Below are 25621 nucleotides of genomic sequence, written 5' to 3'. Positions count from 1 at the left end.
GCGCGACGCCAGCTTCGCATCCGATCCGACCGAATCACCCGGCACTACGGACGACACCGCGCTCACCCCGGCGCAGCTCGACGCACTGCGCAGCGGGGACCCGGACGCCGCCCGTCGGCTGCTGGGCGCAGTGGCCACCGGAAACGGCGGTGTGCGCTTCGCCGTGTGGGCCCCCAATGCCAGCCGGGTGGCCGTGGTAGGCGATTTCAACGGCTGGGACGCGGAGCGGCACCCGCTGCGCCTGCATCCCGAGGCGGGGGTCTGGGAAGGGTTCGTGCCGCGCGTGGCGGTCGGTGCCCGCTACAAGTTCGCGGTCACTGCCGGTGACGGAAGCTCGGTGGCGTTCAAGGCCGACCCGATGGCGCGTGCCTGCGAACTGCCGCCCGACACCGCCTCCCGCGTTGTCGGTCCGGCGACGCACGCCTGGCAGGATGGCGCGTGGATGGCCGCACGCGGCGTGGCCGGGGGCCAGGCCATTTCAGTCTATGAAGTGCACGCGGGTTCCTGGCGCCGCGATGCGGACGGCCAGCCGCTCGGCTGGTCCGCATTGGGCGATGCGCTGATTCCGTACGTGAAGGCCCTCGGTTTCACCCACATCGAACTGCTGCCGGTCAGCGAGCATCCCTTCGGCGGGTCCTGGGGCTACCAGCCGCTGGGCCTGTTCGCGCCGACCGCGCGCCACGGCGGCCCGGAAGACTTCGCGGCGTTCGTTGACCGCTGCCACGTGGCCGGGCTGGGCGTGATCGTCGACTGGGTGGGAGCGCACTTCCCGAGCGATGCACACGGCATGCAGCGCTTCGACGGCACCGCGCTGTACGAGCACGAAGACCCGCGGCTCGGATTGCATCCGGACTGGAACACGCTGATCTACAACTACGGGCGCACCGAAGTGGCCGCGTTCCTGATCGGCAGCGCGTTGGAGTGGATCGAACGCTTCCACATCGACGGGCTGCGCGTGGATGCGGTGGCCTCGATGCTGTACCGCGACTACAGCCGCGCCGAAGGCGAATGGCTGCCGAACGTCAACGGCGGTCGCGAAAATCTGGAGGCGGTCGCCTTCCTTCGCCAGTTCAATGAGGCGATCCGGACGCGCTTCCCGGAGGTGCTGGTCATGGCCGAGGAATCCACCGCGTGGCCGGGCGTCACCGCACCGGCCAACGCGAACGGCCTGGGGTTCACCCACAAATGGAACATGGGCTGGATGCACGACACCCTCGCGTATCTGCGCCGCGATCCGATCCACCGGGGCCACCACCACGGTGAAATGACGTTCAGCGCCATCTACGCCTTCAGCGAGCGCTTCATCCTGCCGCTGTCGCACGACGAAGTGGTGCACGGCAAAGGCTCGCTGCTGGCGAAGATGCCGGGTGAGCGTGCTCAGCAGTTCGCCAACCTGCGGGCCTGTTATGGGTTCATGTGGGCGCACCCGGGCAGCAAACTGCTGTTCATGGGCGGCGAGTTCGCCCAGCCGGCGGAATGGAACCACGACGCTGCGCTGGACTGGGACAGTGCGGCGCGGCACGAACATGCCGGCATCGCCCGGCTGGTCGGCGACCTCAACCGCTTGCTGCAGCAGGAACCGAGCCTGCGCCTGGCCAACGATGACGATGCCGGATTCGAGTGGAGCGTCAGCGATGACCACCAGAACAGCGTGCTTGCGTTCGTACGCCATCCGCCGCGCGGCGAAGGCCGGGCGACGCTGGTGGTCTGCAACTTCACCCCGGTGGCGCGGCATGGCTACCTGCTGGGGGTGCCGTCCGCCGGTGACTGGGTGGAGATCCTCAACACCGACAGCGCGTTCTATGGCGGCAGCAACCTGGGCAATGAGGGTCGCGTGGCGACCATTGCGCAGTCGATGCACGGCCACGCGCAGTCGCTGCCGTTGACCCTGCCGCCGCTGTCGGTGCTTTACCTGCAGGCCAGGGAATGAGTGCAGCGCAGGTGCGGTGGGGAGCCTGGCAGGATACGGACGGCGGTTGGCGTTTCGCACTGTGGGCACCGGCGGCCACGTCGGTGGATCTGCTGCTGGAAGACCAGGTGCTGCCCATGCAGGGCAGCGATGGCGGCTGGTTCGCGCTGACGGCGCCGGGTGCGCCCGGCATGCGCTACCGCTACCGCATCGATGGCGGCGACACGGTGCCCGACCCGGCCTCGCGTCAGCAGCCTGACGGCCTGTTCGGACCCAGCGCGCTGGTGGCCGACGACTTCGACTGGCAGCATCCGGACCGGTCCGGCCGGCCGTGGCACGAGGCGGTGATCTACGAGGTGCACGTGGGCGCCGCCGGCGGGTCGTTCAACGCGGTGCGCGAACAGCTGCCGCAACTGGCCGACCTCGGATTCACCGCGATCGAGCTGATGCCGGTGGCCACCTTTCCGGGTGAGCGCAACTGGGGCTACGACGGCGTGCTGCAGTACGCGCCTTCGCCGGCCTACGGCACGCCTGACGAGCTCAAGGCACTGGTCGATGCTGCCCATGGCCTGGGCATGATGGTGCTGCTGGACGTGGTGTACAACCATTTCGGGCCCGACGGCAATCCGCTGCCGGCCCTGGCGCCGGCGTTCTTCCGCAGCGACCTGTGCACCCCGTGGGGCAACGCGGTCGATTTCCGCCGCCCCGAGGTGCAGTGCTACTTCATCGACAACGCGGTGATGTGGATGCGCGATTACCGGTTCGATGGCGTGCGCCTCGACGCGGTGCACGCCATCCATCCGCTGGCGTTCCTGAACCTGCTGCGTGACCGGGTGCGCGCGGCGCTGCCCGGCCGCGAGGTGCTGCTGGTTCTGGAGAACGAGAACAACCAGTCGGGGTTGCTGGCCAGCGGGTTCACCGCGCAGTGGAATGACGATTTCCATAACGCGTTGCACGTGCTGCTGACCGGGGAGCACGAAGGCTACTACGGCGACTACGCCGACGATCCGTCCGGCCGCCTGCGCCGGGTGCTGGCCGAGGGCTTTGCCTGGCAGGGCGAGACCACCCGCCGTGGGCGTGCGCGGGGCGAACCCAGCGCGGGCATTCCGCCGCAGCAGTTCGTGGTGTTCTGCCAGAACCACGACCAGACCGGCAATCGTGCGCAGGGCGAGCGCCTGCTGCAGCTGGTGGGGCCGCGCCGGACCGCGTTGGCGATGGCATTGACCGCCTTGACGCCGATGATTCCGATGTTCTTCATGGGCGAGCCTTGGGGCGCGCGCTCACCGTTCCTGTATTTCACCGACCACCGCACGCCGCTGGACGAGCAGGTGCGCGAGGGCCGCCGCGCCGAATTCGCGCACTTCAGCAGCTTCAAGGATGAGCACCGACGTGCGCTGATCCCGGATCCGAATGCGCCGACCACGCTGGCCCTGTCCCGTGCCCCGTGGCCGACGGACGACGATCCCGACGCCGCGGCCTGGCTGGCCTGGTTCCGGGACCTGCTCGCGGTGCGTGCGGCCTGGCTCGGCCCAGCCGCCAGCGCGCAGTCGCTGGGTGCTGATGTGCTGGCGCCGGGCGTGCTGCGCGCTGGCTGGCAGCTGCCCGGAGCGCAGTGGTGGATCGCGTTCAATGCCAGCGATGCCACCGTGCCGGTGACGTTGCCGGCCGGACGCGAAGTGTTCAGGCTCGGCCCACCGGTCCGTGAGGACGGACTGGCGCCCGACAGCCTGTATGCCGTGGTGGTGGCTGCAGCATGAGCACGCAACCGGGATTGGGCGCATTGGCGGAGGCGGTCGGCCTCGCCGTGGACTGGGTGGATATCGCCGGGCGTCCGCAACGCGTGGATGACGCGGTACTTGGCGCGATCCTCGACGCCTTGGAGATTCCCAACGCCACGCCCGCGCAGCGTCGCGAGGCGCTGTCCGCGTTGGGGTCGCGCCGCCAGGTCCCGCTGCTGCGCACTGCCGTGGTCGGGACGCCGGTGGATGCCGGCGCCGCAGATGCGCCCTGCGTGTGGGAGCACGAGGACGGCAGCCGGGAGGACGGCCACACCAACGCGGCGGGGCAGGCGACGGCGCCGGCACGTCCGGGCTACTGGACCCTGGCCTGTGGTGCACACACGCAGCGTGTTGCGGTGGCGCCGCTGCGGTGTTTCGGGGTCCACGATGCGGTGAGCCGCGCGCATCCGTGGGGCCTGGTCCTGCAACCGTATGCGGCCCGTGGCCCACACGATGGCGGCACCGGCGATACCGCTGCCTGCGCGGCGTGGGCGCGGCAGGCGGGCGCGGCCGGCGCGGATGCGCTGGCACTCGGGCCAGTGCACGCCGGCGGCGGCATGGACGCAGACTACAGTCCCTATTTCCCGGGCGACCGGCGCTTCCTGGAGGCGGTGTACGCCGCACCGGTGGAGCAGTTCGGTGATGCGGCGCTGCAGGTGCTGGAGCGCGACCCCGCGCTGCGCGAGCAGCTCGCCGCACTGCGCGCCGCACCCCTGATCGATTGGCCGGCGGCGGCGATGGCCAAATGGGCATGGCTGGGTGCGGTGCGCGGCGCGATCTCCGATGACGCGGAAGCGACCAGCGACCTGCAGCGTTTCGTCAGCGACGGTGGCCCGGCGCTGGCGCGGCATGTGGCGTTCATGCATCCGCGCCTGGGCCTGTCGTCGTCGCTGTACCTGTTCGGACAATGGATGGTGAGCCGCGGCTGGCAGCGTGCACAGGCGCAGGCGCACGCGAGCGGCATGGGGCTGGGCCTGATCGCCGACCTCGCGGTGGGCTTCGATCCCGCCGGCGCTGAAGCCGACGCCGCCGGCAGCGCACTGCTGCGCGGGCTGGTGCTCGGCGCGCCGCCCGACAGATTCTGCGCCGCAGGTCAGGTCTGGGGCGTAACCAGCTATTCGCCGCACGGGCTGGCCGAACAGGGCTTCGCACCGTTCATCGCGCTGCTGCGTGCGGTAATGCGCGACCGTGGCGGAATCCGGATCGACCACATCCTCGGCTGGCAGCGGTTGTGGGTGGTGCCCGATGGCGCCGGGGCAGGACAGGGCGCCTACCTGAGGTATCCGCTGCAGGACCTGCTCAACATCGCCGCGATTGAATCGTGGCGCAGCCGCTGCATCGTGATCGGCGAGGATCTCGGGGTGGTGCCTCCGGGCATCCGCCAGGCACTGGCCGCACGCGGCGTGCTCGGCATGGATGTGCTGCCGTTCGCACGCGATGAAGACGGCGGCTTCCTGTCGCCCGGGGCATGGCGCGCGGATGCCGTGGCGATGACCGGCACCCACGACCTGCCGACCCTGGTCGGCTGGCGACGGGGGCTGGATCTTGGCTGGCGGCACCGGCTCGGCGAGCTGGACGAGGAGGAACTGCGGCAACAGGCCGCCGAGCGCAGCGCCGATATCGCGCGCCTCGATGAAGCCATGAAAGGGCGTGCCCTGGATGAGATATCCGGCCGCCGCGCAGCACTGGAATACGTCGGCGCCAGTCCATCGGCGCTGGCGCTGCTGCCGGTGGAAGACGCGCTGGGCATGGCCGAGCAGGTCAACCTGCCGGGGACGGTAGGGGTCCACCCGAACTGGCGCCAGCGCCTGCCCACCGAAGGGGTCGAGCACACCTTGGAGGACGCCATGCAACGTTTCGCTACCGCCCGCGCGCAGGTGGGCCCATGAGCCGGGTGCGCGCCACCGCGCGCCTGCAGCTGCATGCAGGATTCACCCTGGACGATGCCGCGCGCCAGGTGGATTACTACGCCGCGCTGGGGATCAGTCACCTGTACCTGTCGCCGATCTGGCGCGCCGTGCCCGGGTCGACCCATGGCTACGACGTGGTGGACCCGACCGAAGTGAACCCCGAGCTGGGCGGCGAACGTGCCCTGCGCGCGCTTGCCAACCGGGCGCGGGCGAGTGGCATGGGGCTGGTGCTGGACATCGTGCCCAACCACATGGCCGCGCACGCAGACAACCGCTGGTGGTGGGACGTGCTTCAACACGGCCGCGGCAGCGCGTATGCCCACTGGTTCGATATCAACTGGAAGGCGCCGCTGGCAGGCGGCGCGCTGCAGCTGCCGATCCTGGATCGACCGCTGGACGCGGCCATCGAGGACGGCGTGCTGCGCGTGGAGCAGGAGGCTGGCGTTGCGGTGCTGCGCCACCACGAGGCGCGGTTGCCGCTGGCGCCCGGCACGGTGCCCGATGCCGCCCCTGCCGGGCTGCGCGGCGTCATCGGGGCCCAGGCCTACTGCCCGATCTGGTGGCGGCTGGGCGACGACCGCTTGAACTACCGGCGCTTCTTCACCATTTCCAGCCTGGTCGCCCTGCAGGTGCACCACGACGCGGTGTTCGACACCGTGCACCGCCTGCCGCTGGCGTTCCTGGCCGAGGGGCTGGTGGACGGCCTGCGCGTGGACCACGTGGACGGCATTGCCGACCCGCAGGCCTACCTGCAGCGACTGCGCACCGCGATGGACAGCGCCTGCGCCACGCACGGCGTTGCGCCCCTGCTGTGGGTGGAAAAGATCCTGGCGCCGGACGAGGAACTGCCGGCGTCGTGGGCCTGCGACGGGACCACCGGCTACGATTTCATGGACCAGGTCTCGGCCTGGCTGCACGACGCGTCGGGCGAGGCAGCGCTGGCCCGGCAGTGGCAGCAGGCCACGGGGCGCACCACGTCGTTCGGCGAGGAAGAACGGCGGGCGCGCGATGAAATGCTGGCGCGTGGCCTGCGCAGCGAGTTCGACACACTGCTGCGACACCTGCTGCGCATGGAGCGCGCCGCGTTGCCGGCCAGCGCCCGGTTCGGGCGTGCGCTGCTGTCGCGTGCGTTGACCGCGCTGCTGGTGCGGTTCCCGGTTTATCGGACGTATGCCACGCCAACCTGTTTCGACGAACCCGACCAGCGTCGCTGGGACGCGGTGCTGGACAGCGTGGCGCGCGAGGAACCGGCGGATACAGTGCTGGCGGCGGGCTGGATCGCCGCCTGCTTCCGCGACGACGCTGGCGATGCGCGCGCACGCGCCACGCTGCGGCGGCGCTTCCAGCAGCTCAGCGCGCCGCTCAACGCCAAGGCGGTGGAGGACCGCGCGTTCTACCGCTACGGCGTGCTGCTCTCGCGCAACGAGGTGGGCAGCCGTCCCGACCATTTCGCCCTGTCCACGCGTGCCCTGCATACGCGCACGCTGATGCGCGCCCATCGCCACCCGCAGGCCATGCTGGCCACGGCCACCCATGACCACAAGCGCGGTGAAGACAGCCGTGCGCGGTTGGCGGTGCTGTCCGAGCAGCCGCAGTGGTGGGGCAGGCTGGTGCGGACATTGGATCGTCGCGCTGCACGCATCGGGATGGCCCTGCCGCCGCCGGCGGTGCGCCACATGCTGTGGCAGACCCTGCTCGGCGCGTGGCCGATGCAGGGCCTGCACGATCCGCGCAGTTTCGCGGAAAGGGTCGTGCAGTGGCAGCTGAAGGCGTTGCGGGAGGCCGATCTGTTTTCCTCCTGGACAGACCCGGATACCGCCTTCGAGGCGCGCACGCAGGCCTTCATCGAACAGCTGCTGCTGCACCCGGCCACGGCCTCGCTGCGCGGCACCCTCCAGCAGGCGGCCGAGCATGTCGGTGCCGCCGGCGCCCGCAATGGGCTGGCCCAGCTGGCGCTGCGGCTGACCCTGCCGGGCGTGCCCGACCTGTACCAGGGCACCGAGGGCTGGGACCTGTCGCTGGTGGATCCGGACAATCGCCGCGAGGTGGACTACGCGCGCCGCCGCGCCTGGCTCGACGACGCACGCCGCTGGCCGCAGCTGCTGGCGCAGTGGCAGGACGGCGCGGTCAAGGCGCGCCTGCTGCGGCACGTGCTGGCCCTGCGACGCGAACAGCCGGCGCTGTTTGCCGAAGGCACCTACCAACCCCTGCATGCGGACCGCGAGGTGGCGATGCTGGCCTTCCAGCGCGAACACGCCGGCCAGCGGCTGCTGGTGGCGGTGGCGCGCCACACCGCGGCGCAGCCTGCCCGGCAGGGCGCCGCGCTGTCCGCGTCGCATTGGGGCGGGGCAACCCTGACGGTCCCGCCCGGGCATTACCGCAACCTGCTGACCGGCGCGGCGCTGGTCAGTGATGGCACTCCCCTGCGCCTGCGGCAGCTGTTCGACGGCAGCCCGGTCGCGATTCATTCAACCTGCTGAGATACGACGATGGACGAGCAACAGAAAGCCGAACGCACCCGGGAACTGGCCCGGCAGATCTGGGAGGCGGAAGGCCGCCCGGAAGGACAGTCGGCACGTCATTGGCAGATGGCCGAGCGGCTGGTCGCCGCCGAGATCGAAGCGCTCCTGCACGACCAGGAGGTGCCGCGATGAGTACCGGCAACGCAGGACAGACGCGTGTCAGGGCAGGGCGACCGTACCCGCTGGGCGCCACCTGGGATGGGTTGGGCGTCAACTTCTCGCTGTACAGCCGGCACGCCACGCAGGTGGAGCTGTGCCTGTTCAATGAACGCGGACGCGAGGTGGAGCGGATCCGCCTGCCCGAATACACCGATGAGATCTGGCACGGTTACCTGCCGGACGCGCGGCCCGGCCAGCGCTACGGTTACCGCGTGCACGGCCCGTACGCGCCGGAGGCCGGCCATCGTTTCAACCCGAACAAGCTGGTGATGGACCCGTACGCCAAGCAGCTGGTCGGGCAGATCAAATGGGCGCCGCATCTGTTCGGCTACACCCTGGGCCACAAGGACAAGGACCTGAGCTTCGACCGGCGCGACAGCGCGGCCTACGTGCCGCGCTGCGTGGTGGTCGATCCGGCGTTCACCTGGGGCGCCGACCGCAGCCCGGCCACGCCGTGGGACCGGACGGTCATCTATGAGGCGCACCTGCGTGGGTTGTCGATGCAGCACCCGGCCGTGCCCGAGGCCATGCGCGGCACCTTCTCGGCGCTGCGTTCCGACGCGCTGTCCGACCACCTGCGGCAGCTGGGCGTGACCGCGCTGGAGCTGCTGCCGGTGCATGCGCACGTGGACGACCAGTACCTGGTCGAGCGCGGACTGAAGAACTATTGGGGCTACAACACGCTGGGCTTCTTCGCGCCAGATCCGTCCTTCCTCTCCACCAGCACCATCGCCGAGTTCAAGCAGATGGTGGCCAGCCTGCACGACGCCGGACTGGAGCTGATCCTCGACGTGGTGTACAACCACACCGCCGAGGGCAACGAACTGGGTCCGACGCTGTCGTTCAAGGGCATCGACAATGCCAGCTACTACCGCCTCGCCGATGATCGCCGTTATTACATCAACGACACCGGCACCGGCAACACGTTCGACCTGACCAACGCGGGCGCACTGCGCATGGTGATGGACTCGCTGCGCTACTGGGTGCAGGACATGCACGTGGACGGCTTCCGCTTCGACCTGGCCACCATCCTCGGGCGCGAACGCGCCGGCTTCGATCCGTCCGGCAGCTTCCTCGATGCGGTGCGCCAGGACCCGGTGCTGAGCCAGGTGAAGCTGATCGCCGAACCCTGGGACATCGGGCCCGGCGGGTACCAGCTCGGCAACTTCGCGCCGGGCTGGGCCGAGTGGAACGACCGCTTCCGCGACAACCTGCGCGCGTTCTGGAAGGGCGACGAAGGCCAGCTTTCCGAGTTCGCCACGCGCCTGATGGGCTCGGCGGACCTGTTCGACCACAACGGGCGCCGGCCGTCGGCGTCGGTCAATTTCGTGACCGCGCACGACGGCTTCACCCTGCACGACCTGGTGAGCTACAACGACAAGCACAATCTGGACAACGGCGAGGAAGGCCGCGACGGGACCGACCACAACATTTCCTGGAACCACGGCGCGGAGGGGGCGACCGACGACCCCGGCATCCTGGCGCTGCGTCGCCGGCAGATGCGCAACCTGCTGGCCAGCCTGCTGCTCGCGCAGGGCACGCCGATGCTGCTGGCCGGGGACGAGTTCGGCCGCACCCAGAATGGCAACAACAACGCGTATTGCCAGGACAACCCGATCAACTGGATCGACTGGGAGCGCGCGGCGAGCGAAGAAGGCCAGCAGCAGTCGCTGTTCGTACGCCGCCTGCTGGCGCTGCGGCGACGCTACCCGCAGCTGCGTCGCAGCCGCTTCCTCGACGCCCGCGACGGCCACGGCACCGACGCCGCGCACTGGATCCGGCCGGACGGCCAGCCGATGCAGGAAGGCGACTGGCACGCACCGCAGCAGCGGGCCTTGATGCTGCAGCTGCCGGCGATGCCCGCTGATGGCGACGGCAACGGCAACGGGGTGGAGGGCATCCAGCTGTTGCTGCTGGTCAATGCCGCTGCGGAGCCGCAGGCCTTCGTGCCGCCGCCGCTGGACAACACGCCCTGGCGGCTGTTGATCACCTCCGTCGACGACGCGCCGGTGCAGGCCGACGAGCACGGGCACTGGCACCTGCCGGACCGCGCCATCGCGTTGCTGGCCAGCCGGGGCAGCAGTACGCACTGACCGCGTTGCCTCCCGCGTTCAGGGCTCGTCGGCGGGGAACATCCCGGGCGGGCGCGACAGCCACACCGGGCCTTCGCGGGCCCGGTCGTAGCCGACCTGGTAGAGCACGGTCATGCGCGCCGGATCAAAGCTGGCGGCGTCGGCCAGCGCAAGACGCGAATCGATGGTGACCCAGGCAAAACGCGCACCGTCGCGCCGGGCGTAGGCGTACTCGCGGAACAGGTCGCCGATCATCCCGGCGCGGCCGGCAACGTCGATGGAACGGAAGGCTATGCCGCGCAGCGAACGCTCCGCCGGGTCCGACGCCGCGGCCAGCTGGCCGTTGTGGATCATGAAAGTATCGTAGGTGGCCGGCGCGCGTGACAGCCGGTTGTAAATCCGCTGCGGATCGATGATGCCCGCATGCAGGAAGATGTTGGCGGCGACAAAGCCGTCCACATGCATTTCGTCGTAGCGCTTGCCCAGCACGTCGACCTCGATCAGTACCGGCGGAAAGGCGATCGGGATCGAGGCCGACGCCAGCATCACCCGTCGGAACAGCCTCAGCGCCTCGGGCGATCCGCGCATGGCGATCAGGCCCATGTTCCAGACCACGAACTGGCGCGAATCCAGATCTGCCGTCCCCATGTAGAGACGACGCCCGGCCCGGTGTTCGGCGGCGATCCGGGCCAGCAGCGGCGCGTCGATGGCGCGTGCGATCAGTGCCTCCAGCGGCGCGGTGTTGGCCAGTGCATCGCGGCGAAGCAGCGCCATCAGCGGGTTTCCGGCGGCGAACACGTCGGCGTCGGAGGTGGTGGTGTAGAAGCGTCGCAGGGCCTGGTCGTGGTCCGGGCCGAGAAACGCATAGGGCGCCATCAAGGCGCCGGTGGATACGCCGGTGACGATCTTGAAGGTGGGGCGGGTGCCGGTCGCGGTCCAACCGTTGAGGAAGCCCGCGCCGAAGGCACCATTCGCGCCTCCGCCGGACAGGGCCAGATGTGGATAGTGGATGCGCCCGTCGGCGGCCACCGGAAACTGATCCGCGCGCTCATCGCGGATGGACTGCTCGAAGTCGAGCTCCATGTCGCGGTTCGGCCGGCCGGCCCAGGCACGCACGTCCGGCATGCCGGGTACCACGGCCCAGGCGATCTGGTCGGCGGGCACCGGGGTGCGGGGCAGGGTGGCGCAGCCGCCGAGCAGCAGGCACACCGCCAGGACAGCGGCCAGAAGCGGGAGGCGGCGGTAGGCATGGATCGCATCCATGCGCCCAGCGTGGCATCCACCCGGACCCGGTTCCACAGTAATTCCCGCAGCGTCTCTACAGATCCCAGGCGGGTGGGGTGCCGAAGCCTTCCAGCAGGAAAGCGGTCACCTCGCGCACCTTGCGCGAGCGCAGCTTGTTCTCAGGTGACAGCAGCTGGATGTAGGAGGTCTCGGTCGCGACCGAGCCTTCCCACGCCCCGAGCAGCGGCACCAGTTGCTGCTTCGCAAAGCTTTCGCGGCGGTACAGCCAGCTGGGAAACAGCACCACGCCGTGCCCTTCGAGCGCGGCGGCGAGCAGCACTTCGGCGTTGTTGCTGCACAACGGCCCGCTGACGTTGATGCCTTCGAATGCCTGCGACGCTTCCTCGCGGAAGTACCAGCGCTGGGTGCCGAACTGGCCCTTGTAGAGCAGGCAACGGTGTTCCAGCAGGTCGGCGGGTACCCGCGGCGTGCCGTGCGCGGCCAGGTAGGCCGGACTGGCGGCCACGATCTGCTGCTGGGCAGCGACGGTCCTGCCGATCAATCCCGAGTCCACCTGCGGCCCGATCCGCACCGTGATATCCACGCCTTCCTGCACCGGGTCGATGTACGCATCGGTGAGCTGCAGTTCCACATCCAGTGCCGGGTGCGCGGCCTGCAGCGCGTTGAGCAGTCGGGCCACGTGCAGCCGCCCGAAGGCTTCCGGCGCGTTGATCCGCAGCCGGCCACTCAACCCTCCGTCATCGCGCCCCAGGTCGTCCACGGCCGCATCCAGCAGCTCGATCGCCTCCCGCACCTGCAGGTGGAAGCGCTCGCCGTCCTCGGTGAGCCGCACCGCGCGGGTGCTGCGGTAGAACAGCTGGCGGCCCAGGTCTTTTTCCAGCGCGGCGATGAAGCGCGACACCGAGGAGGCCGGTACCCGGAAATGTCGGGCGGTGGCCAGGAAGCTGCTGGTGCTCGCCACCATCAGGAAGTAGCGCAGGGCCTTGAGCTGCATGGGGTTTGCTCCATAAATGCCATTTGAGCAATTGTGATTTGCCCGTTGGCTGGATTGTAGCTGTATCGGCATCTGCCTAGCATGCACACCTGCCCGCACTGGCGGGCCCCTCCCCAGGAACACCGCAATGACGTCCTTGTTCACCCCGTTCGATCTCGCCGGCACGCCGCTCCGCAACCGCGTGGTGATGGCGCCGCTGACCCGCGCCCGCGCGCCCAACGACATCGCCGACGAGCGCATCGCGCTCTATTACGCGCAGCGCGCCACCGCCGGCCTGATCGTCAGCGAAGGCACCCCCATCTCGCAGGAAGGGCAGGGTTACCTGTTCAATCCGGGCATCTTCCGCCCGGAACAGATCGAGGGCTGGCGCCTGGTCACCAACTCGGTGCATGCCGTGGGCGGCCGCATCGTGGCCCAGCTCTGGCACGTGGGCCGGGTTTCGCACCCGACCATCCAGGCCGACGGCCGCCTGCCGGTGAGCGCCAGCTCCAAGCAGCCGGTGGGCGCGCAGGCGTTCGGCTACGACGAGACCGGTACGCCGACCCTGGTGGCACCGCCGGCGCCGCGCCAGCTGGCCACCGACGAGATCGCACGCATCGTGGGTGAGTTCGCGCAGGCGGCGGCCAATGCCATCGACGCCGGTTTCGACGGCGTGGAGATCCACGGCGCGAACGGTTACCTGTTCGAGCAGTTCATGAACCCGCTGGTCAACGACCGCACCGATCAGTACGCGGCCGACACCATGGAAAACCGCCTGCGCTTCACCCTGGAGGTGATCGACGCGGTGGTGGCCCGCATCGGTGCGGCGCGCACCGGCATCCGCCTGTCGCCCTACGGGCAGCTGTTCGACATGCCGCTGCACGACGGCATCGAGGAAACCTACGGCGTGCTGAGCAAGGCCATCGGCGAGCGTGGGCTGGCCTTCGTCCACCTGATGGACCAGTCCGGGTTCAAGGTGGGCGATGTGGTGGTCGACCCCGGCGCCGAAGGTGGCTTCCAGGGCCTGCTGCGCACCATCAAGGGCAACCTGCCCAACACCGCGTTGATCCTCGCCGGTGGGCTGGACCGTGCACGCGCCGAGCAGTTGATCGACGCCGGCCTGATCGACCTGGCCGCCTTCGGCACGCCGTTCATCGCCAACCCGGACCTGGTGGCACGCCTGCAGAACGGCTGGCCGCTCAACACCCCGGACCGCACCACGTTCTACGGCGGTGGCGCGAAGGGCTATACCGATTACCCGGCGTACGCCGCGGCCTGATCGGCGAACGCATCGGTGGCGCGCACCAGCGCGTCCACCGTGGCCGGCTCGGTCGCGCTGTGGCCGGAGAGCACCATCTCCAGCCTGGCTTCCGGCCATGCCTCGGACAGGTCCCAGGCACTGCGCGGTGGGCAGATGATGTCGTAGCGCCCCTGCACGATCACTCCGGGCAGGTGGCGGATGCGGTCGATGTCGCGCAGCAGCTGGCCGTGTTCGAGAAAGGCGTTGTGGCGGAAGTAGTGCGCCTCGATCCGCGCCTTGGCCAGGGTCTCCAGCGGGTCGGCGTCGGACACGGCATCGACCTCGTGCACCAGCGTGGCGGCGAAGTCTTCCCAGCCCAGCCAGGCCTGCGCGGCCGCGATGCGGGTGGCGCTGTCGTCGCTGTCCATGCGTTGCCAATAGGCTTCAATCATGTTGCCGTGCGCTTCCTCCGGCAGATGGGCGGCATAGCGCGCCCAGCGCTCGGGAAACACCCAGCGCGCACCGCCATCGGCTTCATTGAACCAGCGGTTCTCTTCTGCACGGCCCAGGTAGACGCCGCGGACGATCACACCGGTGGCACGGTCGGAGTGCGCCTGCGCATACGCCAGTGCCAGCGTGGAACCCCACGAGCCACCGAACACCAGCCAGCGTTCGATGCCCAGCCGGGCACGCACGGTTTCGATATCCGCCACCAGATGCGCGGTGGTGTTGTCGCGCAGTTCGCCGAACGGCGTGGAGCGGCCGCTGCCGCGCTGGTCGATCAGCACGATCCGGTAACGCGCCGGATCGAAGAAGCGCCGGTGCGTCGGCGATACCCCTGCACCGGGGCCACCATGCAGGAACACCACCGGGATGCCGCCTGGGGTTCCGCATTCCTCCACATACAGCGTATGCAGGTCATCGACCGGGAGGTGGTGCTCGCGGAACGGGGTGGTCGGCGGATAGAGCGTGCGCATGGCGAAAAACCTTGGGACGGGTGCCCGCCAAGGATAGCCCAGGCATCAGTCAGTCGCGGTCCACGTCGACATCGACATCCCGTGCGGTATCGCGCAGCAGTTCGACGGTAAAGCGCGGTGAGCCGCGCTGCGCCGTGATGACGACATCCTCACCGTCCACGACGACGGCCGCATAGCGTTCGCCAAGCCGGTTCGCCAGTGCATCGCGGGCGGCACGCGCGATCTCGCGGTCTGACTCGCCCTTGCGGATGGGAACATCGACGTGCATCGGCGACTCTTCCTGCACCCACAGGCGGAAGCTGATGATGCCGTCTGAATCGGCTGCGTCGTGGAAATCCAGCCGCCAGCGGTCGGCCGGCTCCGGTCGCGGTGCCTGGTTCGCGTTCGGCATGAGGAGCGGAGCAAACTGCGCATACGCAGGCGCATCCGGGGCAGGCAACGCGCACAGGGTGATCAACACCACCGCCAGGGTGTTTCTGATCGCCTGCGGATTCATGCTGGACGCTCCGCTGTTGGCCGAGGGGCCAACCCAGTGTGAGCCTTGCATGAAAAACCGTCGGCCGCATCGGAAAATCTGCGTGGCCGTGATCGGTATTTCTACGCAGCGGAAGGTAAGGTGGGCAGCCATGACGCCTTCGCCCGCTGCCGCCCTGATGTTGTTCGAACCCGCTACCCGCGCCTGGTTCGCCTCGGCATTTCCCGCGCCCACCCCGGTACAGACCGCGGCGTGGCGCGCCATCGGTGCGGGCGAGCACACGCTGGTGATCGCGCCGACCGGATCTGGCAAGACCCTGGCGGCGTTCCTGCACGCCATCGACCAGCTGTACCGGGCACGACAGCAGGAGGCCGCGCGCCCCGGCGCGTCGAAGGCGCCGCCGCGCCGCACCCGTGTGCTCTACCTGTCGCCGATCAAAGCGCTTGGCGCCGATGTGCAGCGCAACCTGCAGGTGCCGTTGCAGGGCGTGGACGCCGAGCGGGAACGGCGGGGCGATCCCGCGGTAGCGCTGACGGTCGGCATCCGCACCGGCGACACTCCCGTGGCTGAACGTGCGCGACTGCTGCGGAGGCCGCCGGACATCCTGATCACCACGCCCGAATCGCTGTTCCTGATGCTGACCTCGAAGGCGCGCGAGACCCTGCGCGAGGTCGATACCGTGATCGTGGATGAAATCCATGCGGTGGCGGGCAGCAAACGCGGCACCCATCTGGCGCTCAGCCTGGAGCGGCTGGACGCATTGCTGCAGGTGCCCGCGCAGCGCATCGGCCTGTCGGCCACGGTGCGCCCGGTGGAGCAGGTGGCGGGGTTCCTGGGCGGCGACCGGCCGGTCACCGTGGTCGACCCGGCCAGTCCGCGCAAGCTGGACGTCAGCATCGTGGTGCCGGTGGAGGACATGGCCGACCTGCCACCGCACGCGGGACCCGGCGCGGAACGGGAGCCGGGCGGACGGGTGGGCTCGATCTGGCCGCACGTGGAAGCAAGCATCCTCGACCAGGTGCTGGCGCGGCGCTCCACCATCGTGTTCGCCAACTCGCGCGGGGTAGCCGAGAAATTGACCGCGCGGCTCAACGAACTGCATGCCGAACGCACCGCACGCGCGGCCGGCCAGCCGCCTGTCGCGCCCGTACCCGAGCAGTACGGCTCGTTCACCGGCAGCACGGTGTCGCGCGTGGTGGCCAGCCCCGAGCTGATCGCGCGCTCCCACCACGGCTCGGTCTCCAAGGAACAGCGGCGCGACATCGAGCAGTCGCTCAAGGACGGTTCGCTGCGCTGCGTGGTGGCGACCTCCAGCCTGGAGCTGGGCATCGACATGGGGCTGGTGGACCTGGTCATCCAGGTCGCGGCGCCGCCGTCGGTGGCCAGTGCGCTGCAGCGGATCGGCCGGGCCAGCCACCAGGTCGGCGGTACCTCCACCGGGCTGGTCTACCCGCGCACGCGACGTGACCTGATCGACGCCACCGTGGCGATCGAGCGGATGCTGGAAGGGCGCATCGAAGCGGTGGATCCGCCGCGCAACCCGCTGGACGTGCTGGCCCAGCAGACCGTGGCGGCGGCCTCGATGGAGCCGCTGGATGTCGACGCCTGGTATGCGCGCGTGCGTCGCGCGGCGCCGTACCGCAGCCTGCCGCGCAGTGCGTTCGATGCCACCCTGGACATGCTGGCCGGGCGCTACCCGTCCGACGACTTCGCCGGATTCCGCCCCCGCCTGGTGTGGAACCGGCAGAGCGGTGAATTGAGCGCACGGCCGGGGGCCAAGCAGCTGGCGGTGACCAGCGCCGGGACCATTCCCGACCGTGGCATGTACAGCGTGATGCTGCCCGAAGGCGAAGAACGTGCCGGCTCGCGCCGGGTTGGCGAGCTGGACGAGGAAATGGTCCACGAATCACGGGTCAATGACGTGATCACGCTGGGCGCCACTTCCTGGCGGATCGAGCGGATCACCCATGACCAGGTCGTGGTCACGCCCGCGCCCGGGCGCTCGGCACGGCTGCCGTTCTGGCGGGGCGAAGGCGTGGGCCGCCCGGCAGAACTGGGTGAGGCGGTGGGCGCATTCCTGGCCGCGCTGGATGCCGAAGCGGGCAACGACACGCTTGCGCCGGCGTTGCTCACGCGGTTGCAGGGTGCGGGTCTGCAGCCCAATGCGATCGCGAACATCATTGGCCTGCTGGATGAGCAGCGCGCGGCAACCGGCGTGCTGCCGACAGACCGCCGGCTGGTGGTGGAACGCTGCCGTGATGAATCCGGCGATTGGCGGGTGATGCTGCATTCGCCCTATGGACGGCGCATCCACGATCCCTGGGCGCTGGCACTGGCAGGGCGCATCCAGGAACGCTGGGGCGTGGACCCGGCGGTGGTGGCCAGCGATGACGGCATCATCGTGCGCATTCCCGATTCGTCAGGGCGGCTGCCCGGCGCCGAGCTGTTCCTGTTCGAGCCCGAACGGCTGCGCCGTGAGGTGACGCTGGCCGTGGGCGGTTCAGCGCTGTTTGCCGCACGGTTCCGCGAGTGCGCGGCGCGGGCCCTGTTGCTGCCGCGAAGCAAGCCGGGAAAACGCTCACCGCTGTGGCAGCAGCGCCTGCGCGCTGCCGAGCTGCTCGCCATCGCGCAGCGCTATCCGGAATTCCCGATCCTGATCGAGGCGGCGCGCGAGTGCCTGCAGGATGTCTACGACCTGGATGCGCTGGACACGCTGATGCAGCGGCTGGCCGATGGCCGCATCGAGATCGCCGAGGTCACCACCGAGGTGCCGTCTCCGTTTGCCGCCAACCTGCTGTTCGGCTACGTGGCCGAGTTCATGTATGGCACCGATGTGCCGCTGGCCGAGCGCCGCGCGTCGGTGCTGTCGCTGGATGCCGGGCTGCTGGGTGACCTGCTCGGCCAGGTGGATCTGGGTGAACTGCTTGATCCCGCCGTTGTGGAACAGGTGGGGCTGGAGTTGCTGCGGTTGGCACCGGGGCGGCAGGCGAACGGCAGGGAAGGGCTTGCCGACCTGCTGCGCGAGCTGGGCCCGTTGAGCGAAACGGACATCGCAGCGCGCCTCATCGACGCAGACAGCGTCGGCACGCATCTGCGTTTGCTCCAGGGCGAGCAGCGCATCGTTTCCGTCCAGGTGGCCGGGCGGCCGGTCTGGGCCGCCGTGGAGGACGCCGCCCGCTTGCGGGATGCGCTCGCCGTTGAACTACCAGGCGGCATACCCGCCGTGTTCCTGCAGCCTTCCAGCGACCCGTTGGGCGAGCTGCTTGGACGCTACGCGCGCACCCATGCGGCATTCACCACGGGCGATGCAGCCCGCCACTGGGGGCTGGGCGTGGCCGTGGTGGATGCGGCGCTGGAGCATCTGGCCGGACAGGGCAAGGTGCTCAGTGGTCATTTCGGCGCGGGGAACGCGCGCGACGACGGCGCCGATGCTGCAACGGTTCCGTTGGCGCGCCGCGAATGGGTGGGCGAAGCGGTGTTCCAGCGCCTGCGCCTGCGCTCCCTGCAGGCCGCGCGTGAAGCGACGCGTCCGGCCAGCCGTGAAGCGTATGCAGCGCTGCTGCTGGAGCGGCATGGGCTGGTGGCCGACGCGACGGTGGCATCGCGCTCCAGCGCGGTACCCGCGCACGGCGCGCTGGAAGGTGGCGATGGCGTCCTGCGCGTGATCGAGCTGCTGGCCGGCGTTCCGATGCCGGTGTCGGCGTGGGAGCACCAGATCCTGTCGGCACGGGTGGCCGACTACACCCCGACGATGCTGGACGAACTGCTGGCGACCGGCACGGTGGCGTGGGTGGGTCATGGCCGCCTGGGCGAGGATGACGGCCTGGTGTCGCTTCACGTGCAGGAGGGCATGGGCGAAACGCTGCCTGTCGCGCAGGCGATCGAACCTTCGCCCTTGCAGGCGGCGCTGTTGACGGTAATGGCGGATGGCGGTGCGTTCTTTGCACGACAGCTCGCCACTGCGGTGCAGGCGCGCCTGGCTGCTGCCGGAGCGGACGGCGTCGTGGTCGATGCCGAGACGCTGCACACCGCGCTGTGGGAACTGGCATGGGGCGGTCGGGTGACCACCGATCTGTGGACGCCGCTGCGGCACCTGTCGGCCTCGCGACCCGCGCGCCCGCGGGCGACGACCTCTGCGCGACAGAACCGCTACGCGCGGGGCAGGGCGATGATGGATCCGCTCGGCGCTGCGGGCGGCCTGCAGCCGATGGCGACCACGTTGGCCACACCTACGCTCGCGGGTCGATGGTCGCTGCTGCAGCGGCCGTTGGTCAGCGATACGGTGCGTGCGGTCGCGCTGGCGAACGGGCTGCTGGAGCGCCACGGTATCGTGACGCGCGGCGCGGCCATTGCCGAAGGCATCGCCGGGGGGTTCCCCGCGCTGGTGCAGGTCTATCGCGGCATGGAAGATGCCGGCCGGGTGCTGCGCGGGCGGTTCGTGGACGGGATGGGCGGCGCACAGTTCGCCGAACGTGGCATGGTCGATGCCCTGCGTGAGGTAGCCGAGGCGCAGCAGCCCGGGCGGGTCGGGTTCAGCGTGGGACTGTCCGCGGCGGACCCTGCCAATCCGTTCGGACCGGTGCTGCCATGGCCGGCGCACCGCGTGTCACAGCGGCCGGTACGACGGCCCGGTGCACTGGTGGTGATCGGCGGCGGTCGCCTGCGCATGTACCTGGCCCAGGGCGGGCGGCAACTGCTGACGTGGTTCGAGCCGGGCGCGCCTGGCGAAGACGCGGCGCTGACCGCGGCCGCCCAAGCGCTGGTCATCGCACTGCGACGCGGGCGGCGCATGACGTTCACCCTGGAACTGATCGACGATGCGCCCATCCAGCGCGATGCGGTGACCGAGGCACTGCGTGCGGCGGGTTTCTCAAGCGCACCACGCGGCCTCGACTGGCAACCCTGAAGCCACGGTGTCAGTCGTCGATCAGGCCGAGTTCGTGCGCGGCGCGCAGATCGTCCGGGGTATCGATATCCAGCGCGAGGGCAGGGGCATGCAGCACACCGACCGTTCCGGGTTCGAGCGCGCGCAGCCGTGCGCGGAAGCCGCTGTCACCCTGGCCGTCGGCGAGATCGGCGAACCACGGGCCGGGCACCACCGCCGGCACGCCGAGCGTGCCCAGCAGCAGGGTGGCCGCGCAGCCTGAGGTTGACTGGCTGGCACTGTCCAGCAACGCCTGCAGATGCGCAGCCTCCAGCGCGGGCTGGTCGCAGGCGACCACAAGCACCCGTGCGGAGGCCTGGACCATCGGCGCGGCGACCACCAGGCTGCTGCCCATGCCGCGCTGCGGCTGTGGATTGAGCGCCTGCACGCATTCGAGGTCGGCCACCGCATCGGTGAGCGGTCCAGACGCCTCGGGCAGCACCACCACCAGCACCGAAGGTACGGTGCCTGCTGCCAACCGGACCATGCGGTGCAGCAGGGTCTCGCCATCGCGGCGCAGGAGCTGTTTAGGGCGGCCCAGCCGCGTGCTTGCGCCTGCGGCGAGCACCACGGCGGCATGGGCGTTGATCACGGCACTTCCGGCACGCCGTGCCGCCATGCCTGCAGCTGGGCGGCAATGCTCAGCGCAATGGCCTCCGGCCCGCGCCCGCCCAGCCCCAGCCCGATCGGCGAACGCAGGCGAGGGGACAGCGCTGCCCGAGCTTCCAGGGGCAGCAGTTTGAACAGGTCGTCGCGCCGTCGGCCTGGCCCCAGCAATCCGATGAAGGGAATGGAGGTGGCCGCCAGTGCGTCCAATGCTTCCCGGTCCAGCTCGAAATTGTGGTGCATCACCAGCACCGCATCCGGAAGCGGCCCGTTGGTCCACCGCGTGCTGCAATCGGTAAACGAACCCGCGGTAGCACCCGACCGTTGGTCGGGTTGCACGACAGCAGCAAGCCGCCCCTGCCACCGCGGGCGCGGCTCACGCACCTCAACCCGCCATCCCAGGCCCATCAGCAAGGGCACCAGCGGCGCGGCCTCCGGGCCCGCGCCCAGCACCACCACGCTCGGCGCACGCCGCCATTGCAGCTGCCACTCCCGGCGAGGTGCTTCCCAGTCGACCGGCGGACTGGCGATGTCATGGGAGAGGCCCATGTCGCCACAGCGCCACTGCAGCACACCCGTGCCGTGCAGCGTCAGTTCAAGCGTTTCCTCTCCCCGCAACCACGGGTCAAACACGCTGTCGATGCCGGCAAGCGACGCCAGCGGAATCAACACCACCCGTTGCCGCCCACGGCATCCCACCGCGTTGCCGGCAAACAACGCATCATCGTCGCGGGTATCGATCTCCATCCATGCCAAGGTGTTCTCGTCCACGGCCTGCATCGCGCGGCGCTCAATCTCCGGCTCCAGGCAGCCACCGCTGAGCCAGCCGACGTGGCCGTGATCGGAAAACAGCACCACCGTGCCGGCGCGCGTATAGGTGGAACCTTCGGTTTCCAGCACCACCGCCAGCGCCGCGCGACGACCCTCGCGCAGCGCATCGAGGGTCGCCTTGAACACGAGGCCGGGGTTACCGTCCTCGGCATCCAGGGGCGTACTGGCCAGGCCGGCACTCATCCCAGCGCGGGCAGCCCGGCCAGCAGTTTGTCCAGCGTGATCGGATATTCGCGCACGCGGGTGCCGGTGGCGTTGTAGATCGCATTGGCCACCGCCGCACTGACACCGCACAGGCCGAGCTCGCCCACACCCTTGGCCTTCATCGGCGACGACACCGGGTCGGTCTCGTCCAGGAACACCACCTCCTGGTGGGGAATGTCGGCATGCACGGGCACTTCGTAGCCGGCCAGGTCGTGGTTGACGAAGAAGCCCAGCCGCGTATCCACCGCCAGCTCTTCCGACAAGGCCGCGCCCACGCCCATGGTCATGGCGCCGATCACCTGGCTGCGCGCGGTTTTGGGGTTGAGGATGCGCCCGGCGGCGCACACCGCCAGCATGCGCCGGATCCGGCTTTCGCCGGTGGCGACATCCACGCCCACTTCCACGAAGTGCGCGGCGAAGGTGGACTGCTGGAATTTCTCTTCCAGCTCGGCGAACTCGATGGTGTCTTCCACCACCAGCTCGCCGTCGGCTGCGGCCTTGCCCAGCGCGAAGCGCTTGCCGCCGGCGCTGACCTGGCCGTCGGCAAAGGTCGCGGTGGCAGGGTCCAGTCCCAGTTTCGTCGCCACCGCCTCGCGCAGCTTGGTGCACGCCGCGAACACGCCGGCAGTGGAACTGTTGGCGCCCCATTGGCCGCCGGAACCCGCCGAGGCCGGGAAGCTGGAATCGCCCAGCTTCACCGTGACCTTCTCAATGGGCACGCCCAGCATCTCTGCGGCGGTCTGGCCCAGGATGGTGTAGCTGCCGGTGCCGATGTCGGTCATGTCGGTTTCCACCGTGACCTGGCCCGTGGCATCCAGGCGCACGCGCGCACCCGACTTCATCACCAGGTTGTTGCGGAAGCCGGCGGCAACGCCCATGCCCACCAGCCAGCGGCCATCGCGCTGCTGGCCGGGGCGCGCATTGCGCTTGTCCCATCCAAAGCGCTGCGCACCGTCGCGCAGGCACTGCACCAACTGGCGCTTGGAGAAGGGTCGTTCCGGATTGGCCGGGTCCACCTGGGTGTCATTGCGGATGCGGAACTCGACCGGATCCAGGCCGAGCTTCTCGGCCATTTCATCCATCGCGATTTCCAGCGCCATCAGCCCCGGGGTTTCGCCCGGCGCGCGCATGGCGTTGCCTTCCGGCAGGTCCAGGTGCGCCAAACGCAACCCGGCCAGCCGGTTTGCGCCTGCATACATCAGCTTGGTCTGCTGGATCGCTTCTTCGGGGGAGCCGCCGGGCAGGTTGCCCGACCACGATTCGTGACCGATCGCGGTGAGCGTCCCCTGCGCGGTAGCACCCAGCCGGATGCGCTGCAGCGTGGCGGGACGATGGGTGGTGTTGTTGGCGATCTGCGGGCGCGACAGCGCGACCTTGACCGGGCGCTTCGCTGCGCGCGCACCCAATGCCGCCAGCAGCACGTCCGAACGGACGAACAGTTTTCCGCCAAAGCCGCCGCCGATGTACGGCGAAACCAGGCGCACGTTCTCCTTCGGCAGTCCCAGGGTCTTGGCCAGGTCGGTCTTGCCCCAGTCGATCATCTGGTTGGAGGTCCACACCGTGAGCTTGTCGCCTTCCCACGCAGCGAGGGTGGCGTGCGGTTCCATCATCGCGTGCGACTGGTCGGGGGTGTGGTACAGCGCATCCAAGGTCACCGGTGCCTCGCCGAAGGCCTTCTCGAAATCGCCCACGCGGGCGTCCGGGTCGGTCTTCTGGAAGTTGGTGCCGGCCTTCTTCGCCGCGGCCAGGTCGTAAGCGCCTTTCTGCGTGGTGTAGCGGACCTTGACCAGGCCGGCCGCGGCGCGCGCCTGTTCAAAGGTCTCGGCCACCACCAGCGCCAGCGCCTGGTGGTAATGCGAGATCTCCGGCCCGCCCAGCAGCGCGGCGGTATTGCGTTGCGACTTCTGCAATGGCCCGGCGTTGTCGGCGGTGACGATGGCCAGCACGCCCGGGGAGCGGCGTGCGGCATCCAGTTCCATGCTGCTGACCCGGCCCTTGGCGATGCCGGCGGTGACCACGTAGCCGTATGCCGGCGCGGCCACCGCGTCGTGGCGTTCGTAGGCATAGGGGGCATGGCCGGTGGTCTTGAGCGGACCGTCGATACGATTCAACGGCTGGCCGACCACCTTGAGCTGGTCGATCGGATTCTTTCCTGCAGGCGTGTCGAATTTCATGGCTTATCCCTTCGCCTCCAGCAGCACGGCGGCGAGCGTGCGTTCGGCCAGCTGCACCTTGAAGGCGTTCTGTGACGAGGGCGTCGCGCCTTTCAGCAGCGAGGCCATGACGGCAGCCGCGCCCTGCGGCAGCAGCGCGTCGGCTTCCGGCGTGCGCCAGGGCTTGTATGCCACACCGCCCAGGGCGACCCGACCACTGCCGTCGCGCTGGACCACCGCCGCCACCGACACCAGCGCAAAGGCGTACGAGGCGCGGTCGCGCACCTTGCGGTAGATGTGCGTCCCGCCAAGCGGAGCAGGCAGCACCGCGGCGGCGATCAATTCGCCCTTGTCGAGCACGGTTTCCACCTGCGGCGTGGTGCCGGGCGCGCGGTACAGGTCATTGAGCGGGATGCGCCGGCTGGAGCCGTCCGGGCGGATGGTTTCCACCACCGCGTCCAGCGCCATCATCGCCACCGCCATGTCGCTGGGATGGGTGGCGATGCAGGCCGGGCTGGCGCCAACCACCGCCAGCTGCCGGCTGATCCCGCCGATGGCCCCGCAGCCACTGCCCGGCAGGCGCTTGTTGCACGGCTGCGCGGTGTCGTAGAAATACGGGCAGCGGGTACGCTGCAGCAGGTTGCCGGCGGTGGTGGCCTTGTTGCGCAGCTGGCCGGAGGCCCCGGCGACCAGCGCGCGGGTGAGCAGGGCGTAGTCGCGACGGATGCGCGGGTCGGCCGCCAGATCGGTATTGCGTACAAGCGCACCGACGCGCAGGCCGCCTTCGGCGGTGGCTTCGATGGTATCCAGCGACAACCCGTTGACGTCGATCAGGTGCGCGGGCGTTTCGATCTCCAGCTTCATCAGGTCCAGCAGGTTGGTGCCGCCGGCAATGAAGCGCGCGCCCTGGGTGCGGGCCGCCGCAGCGGCCGCTTCGGCCGGCGAGCTGGCACGTTCGTAAGTGAAGGCCCTCATGCGCGCGTTCCTCCGACGTCTTCGATCGCTTCGACGATGTTGGAATAGGCGCCGCAGCGGCAGATGTTGCCGCTCATGCGTTCGCGTATCTCATCGGCGCTGAGCGTGGCGCGGGCGCCGAGGTCATCGGTGACGTGGCTGGGAATGTTGTCGCGCACTTCCTGCAGCACCGCCACCGCCGAGCAGATCTGCCCAGGGGTGCAGTAGCCGCACTGGTAGCCATCGTGCTTGACGAACGCAGCCTGCATCGGGTGCAGTTTGTCCGGGGCGCCCAGCCCTTCGATGGTGGTGATCTTCGCGCCCGGATGCATCACCGCCAGGGTCAGGCAGGCATTGATGCGGCGACCGTCCACCAGCACCGTGCAGGCACCGCATTGGCCATGGTCGCAGCCTTTCTTGGTACCGGTCAGGTGGAGGTGCTCGCGCAGTGCATCGAGCAGGGTAACGCGGGTGTCCAGCTGCAGCGTGCGCAGCTTGCCGTTGACCTCGAAGGCCACCTCGGCGGTCACCGGTGCGCGTGCGCCGGCGGTGTTTCCCTGGGCTTCTGCGACCACGGTGGGGATGACCATGCTGGTGGCCGAGCCGGCGCCGAGTTTCAGCACGTCGCGGCGGGAAAGGGAAAGCTGGGGGGGCGTGCTCATGGGGTGGCTCCTCGTTGGCTGCTGCAG

16 protein-coding genes and 1 pseudogene are annotated in these 25621 nt (G+C 69.5%); 8 read left to right on the top strand and 9 right to left on the bottom strand.

The features are described from left to right. Positions 1 to 22: 22 nt before the first annotated feature. From glgB to glgX, 6 genes and pseudogenes are all read left to right on the top strand, one after another. Positions 23 to 1930: pseudogene (gene glgB, locus SOM39_RS16830) on the top strand (1,4-alpha-glucan branching protein GlgB); the annotation flags it as partial. Next, positions 1927 to 3666, top strand: coding sequence for a malto-oligosyltrehalose trehalohydrolase (gene treZ, locus SOM39_RS16825; protein WP_320459016.1), 1740 nt, complete (start codon positions 1927 to 1929; stop codon positions 3664 to 3666). The pseudogene glgB and the gene treZ, both read left to right, overlap by 4 nt. After that, positions 3663 to 5576, top strand: a complete 1914-nt coding sequence (locus SOM39_RS16820; RefSeq protein ID WP_320459015.1) for a 4-alpha-glucanotransferase — start codon at positions 3663 to 3665, stop codon at positions 5574 to 5576. The genes treZ and SOM39_RS16820 overlap by 4 nt, the downstream gene beginning before the upstream one ends. Then, positions 5573 to 8077 (top strand): malto-oligosyltrehalose synthase, encoded by a 2505-nt coding sequence (treY, locus tag SOM39_RS16815; RefSeq protein ID WP_320459014.1) that lies wholly within the window; start codon positions 5573 to 5575, stop codon positions 8075 to 8077. Before SOM39_RS16820 ends, treY begins: the two co-directional genes overlap by 4 nt. 9 nt (positions 8078 to 8086) lie before the next feature. Next, positions 8087 to 8251: a DUF2934 domain-containing protein gene (locus SOM39_RS16810; protein WP_083214152.1), complete on the top strand. Its 165-nt coding sequence runs from the start codon at positions 8087 to 8089 to the stop codon at positions 8249 to 8251. Further along, positions 8248 to 10371: a glycogen debranching protein GlgX gene (glgX, locus tag SOM39_RS16805; RefSeq protein ID WP_320459013.1), complete on the top strand. Its 2124-nt coding sequence runs from the start codon at positions 8248 to 8250 to the stop codon at positions 10369 to 10371. Before SOM39_RS16810 ends, glgX begins: the two co-directional genes overlap by 4 nt. Before the next feature lie 18 nt (positions 10372 to 10389). Here the strand turns inward: glgX and SOM39_RS16800 are convergent, their stop codons facing one another. Then, on the bottom strand, positions 10390 to 11613 hold the full coding sequence (locus SOM39_RS16800) for a patatin-like phospholipase family protein (protein ID WP_320459012.1): 1224 nt from the start codon (positions 11611 to 11613) through the stop codon (positions 10390 to 10392). Positions 11614 to 11668: 55 nt separating this feature from the next. After that, entirely contained in the window at positions 11669 to 12589 is a 921-nt protein-coding gene (locus SOM39_RS16795) for a LysR family transcriptional regulator (protein WP_320459011.1), read from the bottom strand. Positions 12590 to 12716: 127 nt separating this feature from the next. Here SOM39_RS16795 and SOM39_RS16790 point away from each other — a divergent pair, with 127 nt between their 5' ends. Next, positions 12717 to 13847 (top strand): alkene reductase, encoded by a 1131-nt coding sequence (locus SOM39_RS16790; protein ID WP_320459010.1) that lies wholly within the window; start codon positions 12717 to 12719, stop codon positions 13845 to 13847. On the opposite strand, the gene pip is transcribed toward SOM39_RS16790, so the two are convergent. Together pip and SOM39_RS16780 are read right to left on the bottom strand one after the other, a co-directional pair. Next, positions 13823 to 14785, bottom strand: a complete 963-nt coding sequence (gene pip / locus SOM39_RS16785; protein WP_320459009.1) for a prolyl aminopeptidase — start codon at positions 14783 to 14785, stop codon at positions 13823 to 13825. The two genes, SOM39_RS16790 and pip, sit on opposite strands and share 25 nt — an antisense overlap. A gap of 49 nt (positions 14786 to 14834) precedes the next feature. Further along, complete coding sequence (locus SOM39_RS16780; protein ID WP_320459008.1) at positions 14835 to 15413, bottom strand: hypothetical protein; 579 nt, start codon at positions 15411 to 15413, stop codon at positions 14835 to 14837. Here SOM39_RS16780 and SOM39_RS16775 point away from each other — a divergent pair. Then, positions 15412 to 20166, top strand: coding sequence for an ATP-dependent helicase (locus SOM39_RS16775; RefSeq protein WP_320459007.1), 4755 nt, complete (start codon positions 15412 to 15414; stop codon positions 20164 to 20166). The genes SOM39_RS16780 and SOM39_RS16775 overlap by 2 nt on opposite strands. Before the next feature lie 10 nt (positions 20167 to 20176). Here SOM39_RS16775 and SOM39_RS16770 read toward each other — a convergent pair whose 3' ends face one another. From SOM39_RS16770 to paoA, 5 genes are read right to left on the bottom strand one after another with little or no spacing between them, the layout of a single operon-like run. Further along, entirely contained in the window at positions 20177 to 20776 is a 600-nt protein-coding gene (locus tag SOM39_RS16770) for a nucleotidyltransferase family protein (protein ID WP_320459006.1), read from the bottom strand. Continuing rightward, positions 20773 to 21804, bottom strand: a complete 1032-nt coding sequence (locus SOM39_RS16765; RefSeq protein ID WP_320459005.1) for an XdhC family protein — start codon at positions 21802 to 21804, stop codon at positions 20773 to 20775. The genes SOM39_RS16770 and SOM39_RS16765 overlap by 4 nt, the downstream gene beginning before the upstream one ends. Continuing rightward, entirely contained in the window at positions 21801 to 23999 is a 2199-nt protein-coding gene (paoC, locus tag SOM39_RS16760) for an aldehyde oxidoreductase molybdenum-binding subunit PaoC (protein ID WP_249832556.1), read from the bottom strand. Before paoC ends, SOM39_RS16765 begins: the two co-directional genes overlap by 4 nt. Positions 24000 to 24002: 3 nt before the next feature. Further along, positions 24003 to 24953, bottom strand: coding sequence for a xanthine dehydrogenase family protein subunit M (locus SOM39_RS16755; RefSeq protein WP_320459004.1), 951 nt, complete (start codon positions 24951 to 24953; stop codon positions 24003 to 24005). Further along, on the bottom strand, positions 24950 to 25594 hold the full coding sequence (gene paoA / locus SOM39_RS16750) for an aldehyde dehydrogenase iron-sulfur subunit PaoA (protein WP_320459003.1): 645 nt from the start codon (positions 25592 to 25594) through the stop codon (positions 24950 to 24952). Before paoA ends, SOM39_RS16755 begins: the two co-directional genes overlap by 4 nt. Positions 25595 to 25621 lie beyond the last annotated feature (27 nt).

This window comes from Stenotrophomonas sp. CFBP8994, assembly GCF_034044835.1.
Lineage (GTDB): Bacteria > Pseudomonadota > Gammaproteobacteria > Xanthomonadales > Xanthomonadaceae > Stenotrophomonas > Stenotrophomonas rhizophila_A.
The sequence above is the reverse complement of the archived record's forward strand: the minus strand, read 5'-3'. Positions and strand labels throughout refer to the sequence as shown.

Bases quoted from the DNA above. Each gene is read 5' to 3' on its own strand.
- treZ (WP_320459016.1), top strand. From the start codon at position 1,927: ATGAGTGCAGCGCAGGTGCGGTGGGGAGCCTGGCAGGATACGGACGGC.
- SOM39_RS16820 (WP_320459015.1), top strand. From the start codon at position 3,663: ATGAGCACGCAACCGGGATTGGGCGCATTGGCGGAGGCGGTCGGCCTC.
- treY (WP_320459014.1), top strand. From the start codon at position 5,573: ATGAGCCGGGTGCGCGCCACCGCGCGCCTGCAGCTGCATGCAGGATTC.
- SOM39_RS16810 (WP_083214152.1), top strand. From the start codon at position 8,087: ATGGACGAGCAACAGAAAGCCGAACGCACCCGGGAACTGGCCCGGCAG.
- glgX (WP_320459013.1), top strand. From the start codon at position 8,248: ATGAGTACCGGCAACGCAGGACAGACGCGTGTCAGGGCAGGGCGACCG.
- SOM39_RS16800 (WP_320459012.1), bottom strand. From the start codon at position 11,613: ATGGATGCGATCCATGCCTACCGCCGCCTCCCGCTTCTGGCCGCTGTC.
- SOM39_RS16795 (WP_320459011.1), bottom strand. From the start codon at position 12,589: ATGCAGCTCAAGGCCCTGCGCTACTTCCTGATGGTGGCGAGCACCAGC.
- SOM39_RS16790 (WP_320459010.1), top strand. From the start codon at position 12,717: ATGACGTCCTTGTTCACCCCGTTCGATCTCGCCGGCACGCCGCTCCGC.
- pip (WP_320459009.1), bottom strand. From the start codon at position 14,785: ATGCGCACGCTCTATCCGCCGACCACCCCGTTCCGCGAGCACCACCTC.
- SOM39_RS16775 (WP_320459007.1), top strand. From the start codon at position 15,412: ATGACGCCTTCGCCCGCTGCCGCCCTGATGTTGTTCGAACCCGCTACC.
- SOM39_RS16780 (WP_320459008.1), bottom strand. From the start codon at position 15,413: ATGGCTGCCCACCTTACCTTCCGCTGCGTAGAAATACCGATCACGGCC.
- SOM39_RS16765 (WP_320459005.1), bottom strand. From the start codon at position 21,804: ATGAGTGCCGGCCTGGCCAGTACGCCCCTGGATGCCGAGGACGGTAAC.
- paoC (WP_249832556.1), bottom strand. From the start codon at position 23,999: ATGAAATTCGACACGCCTGCAGGAAAGAATCCGATCGACCAGCTCAAG.
- SOM39_RS16755 (WP_320459004.1), bottom strand. From the start codon at position 24,953: ATGAGGGCCTTCACTTACGAACGTGCCAGCTCGCCGGCCGAAGCGGCC.
- paoA (WP_320459003.1), bottom strand. From the start codon at position 25,594: ATGAGCACGCCCCCCCAGCTTTCCCTTTCCCGCCGCGACGTGCTGAAA.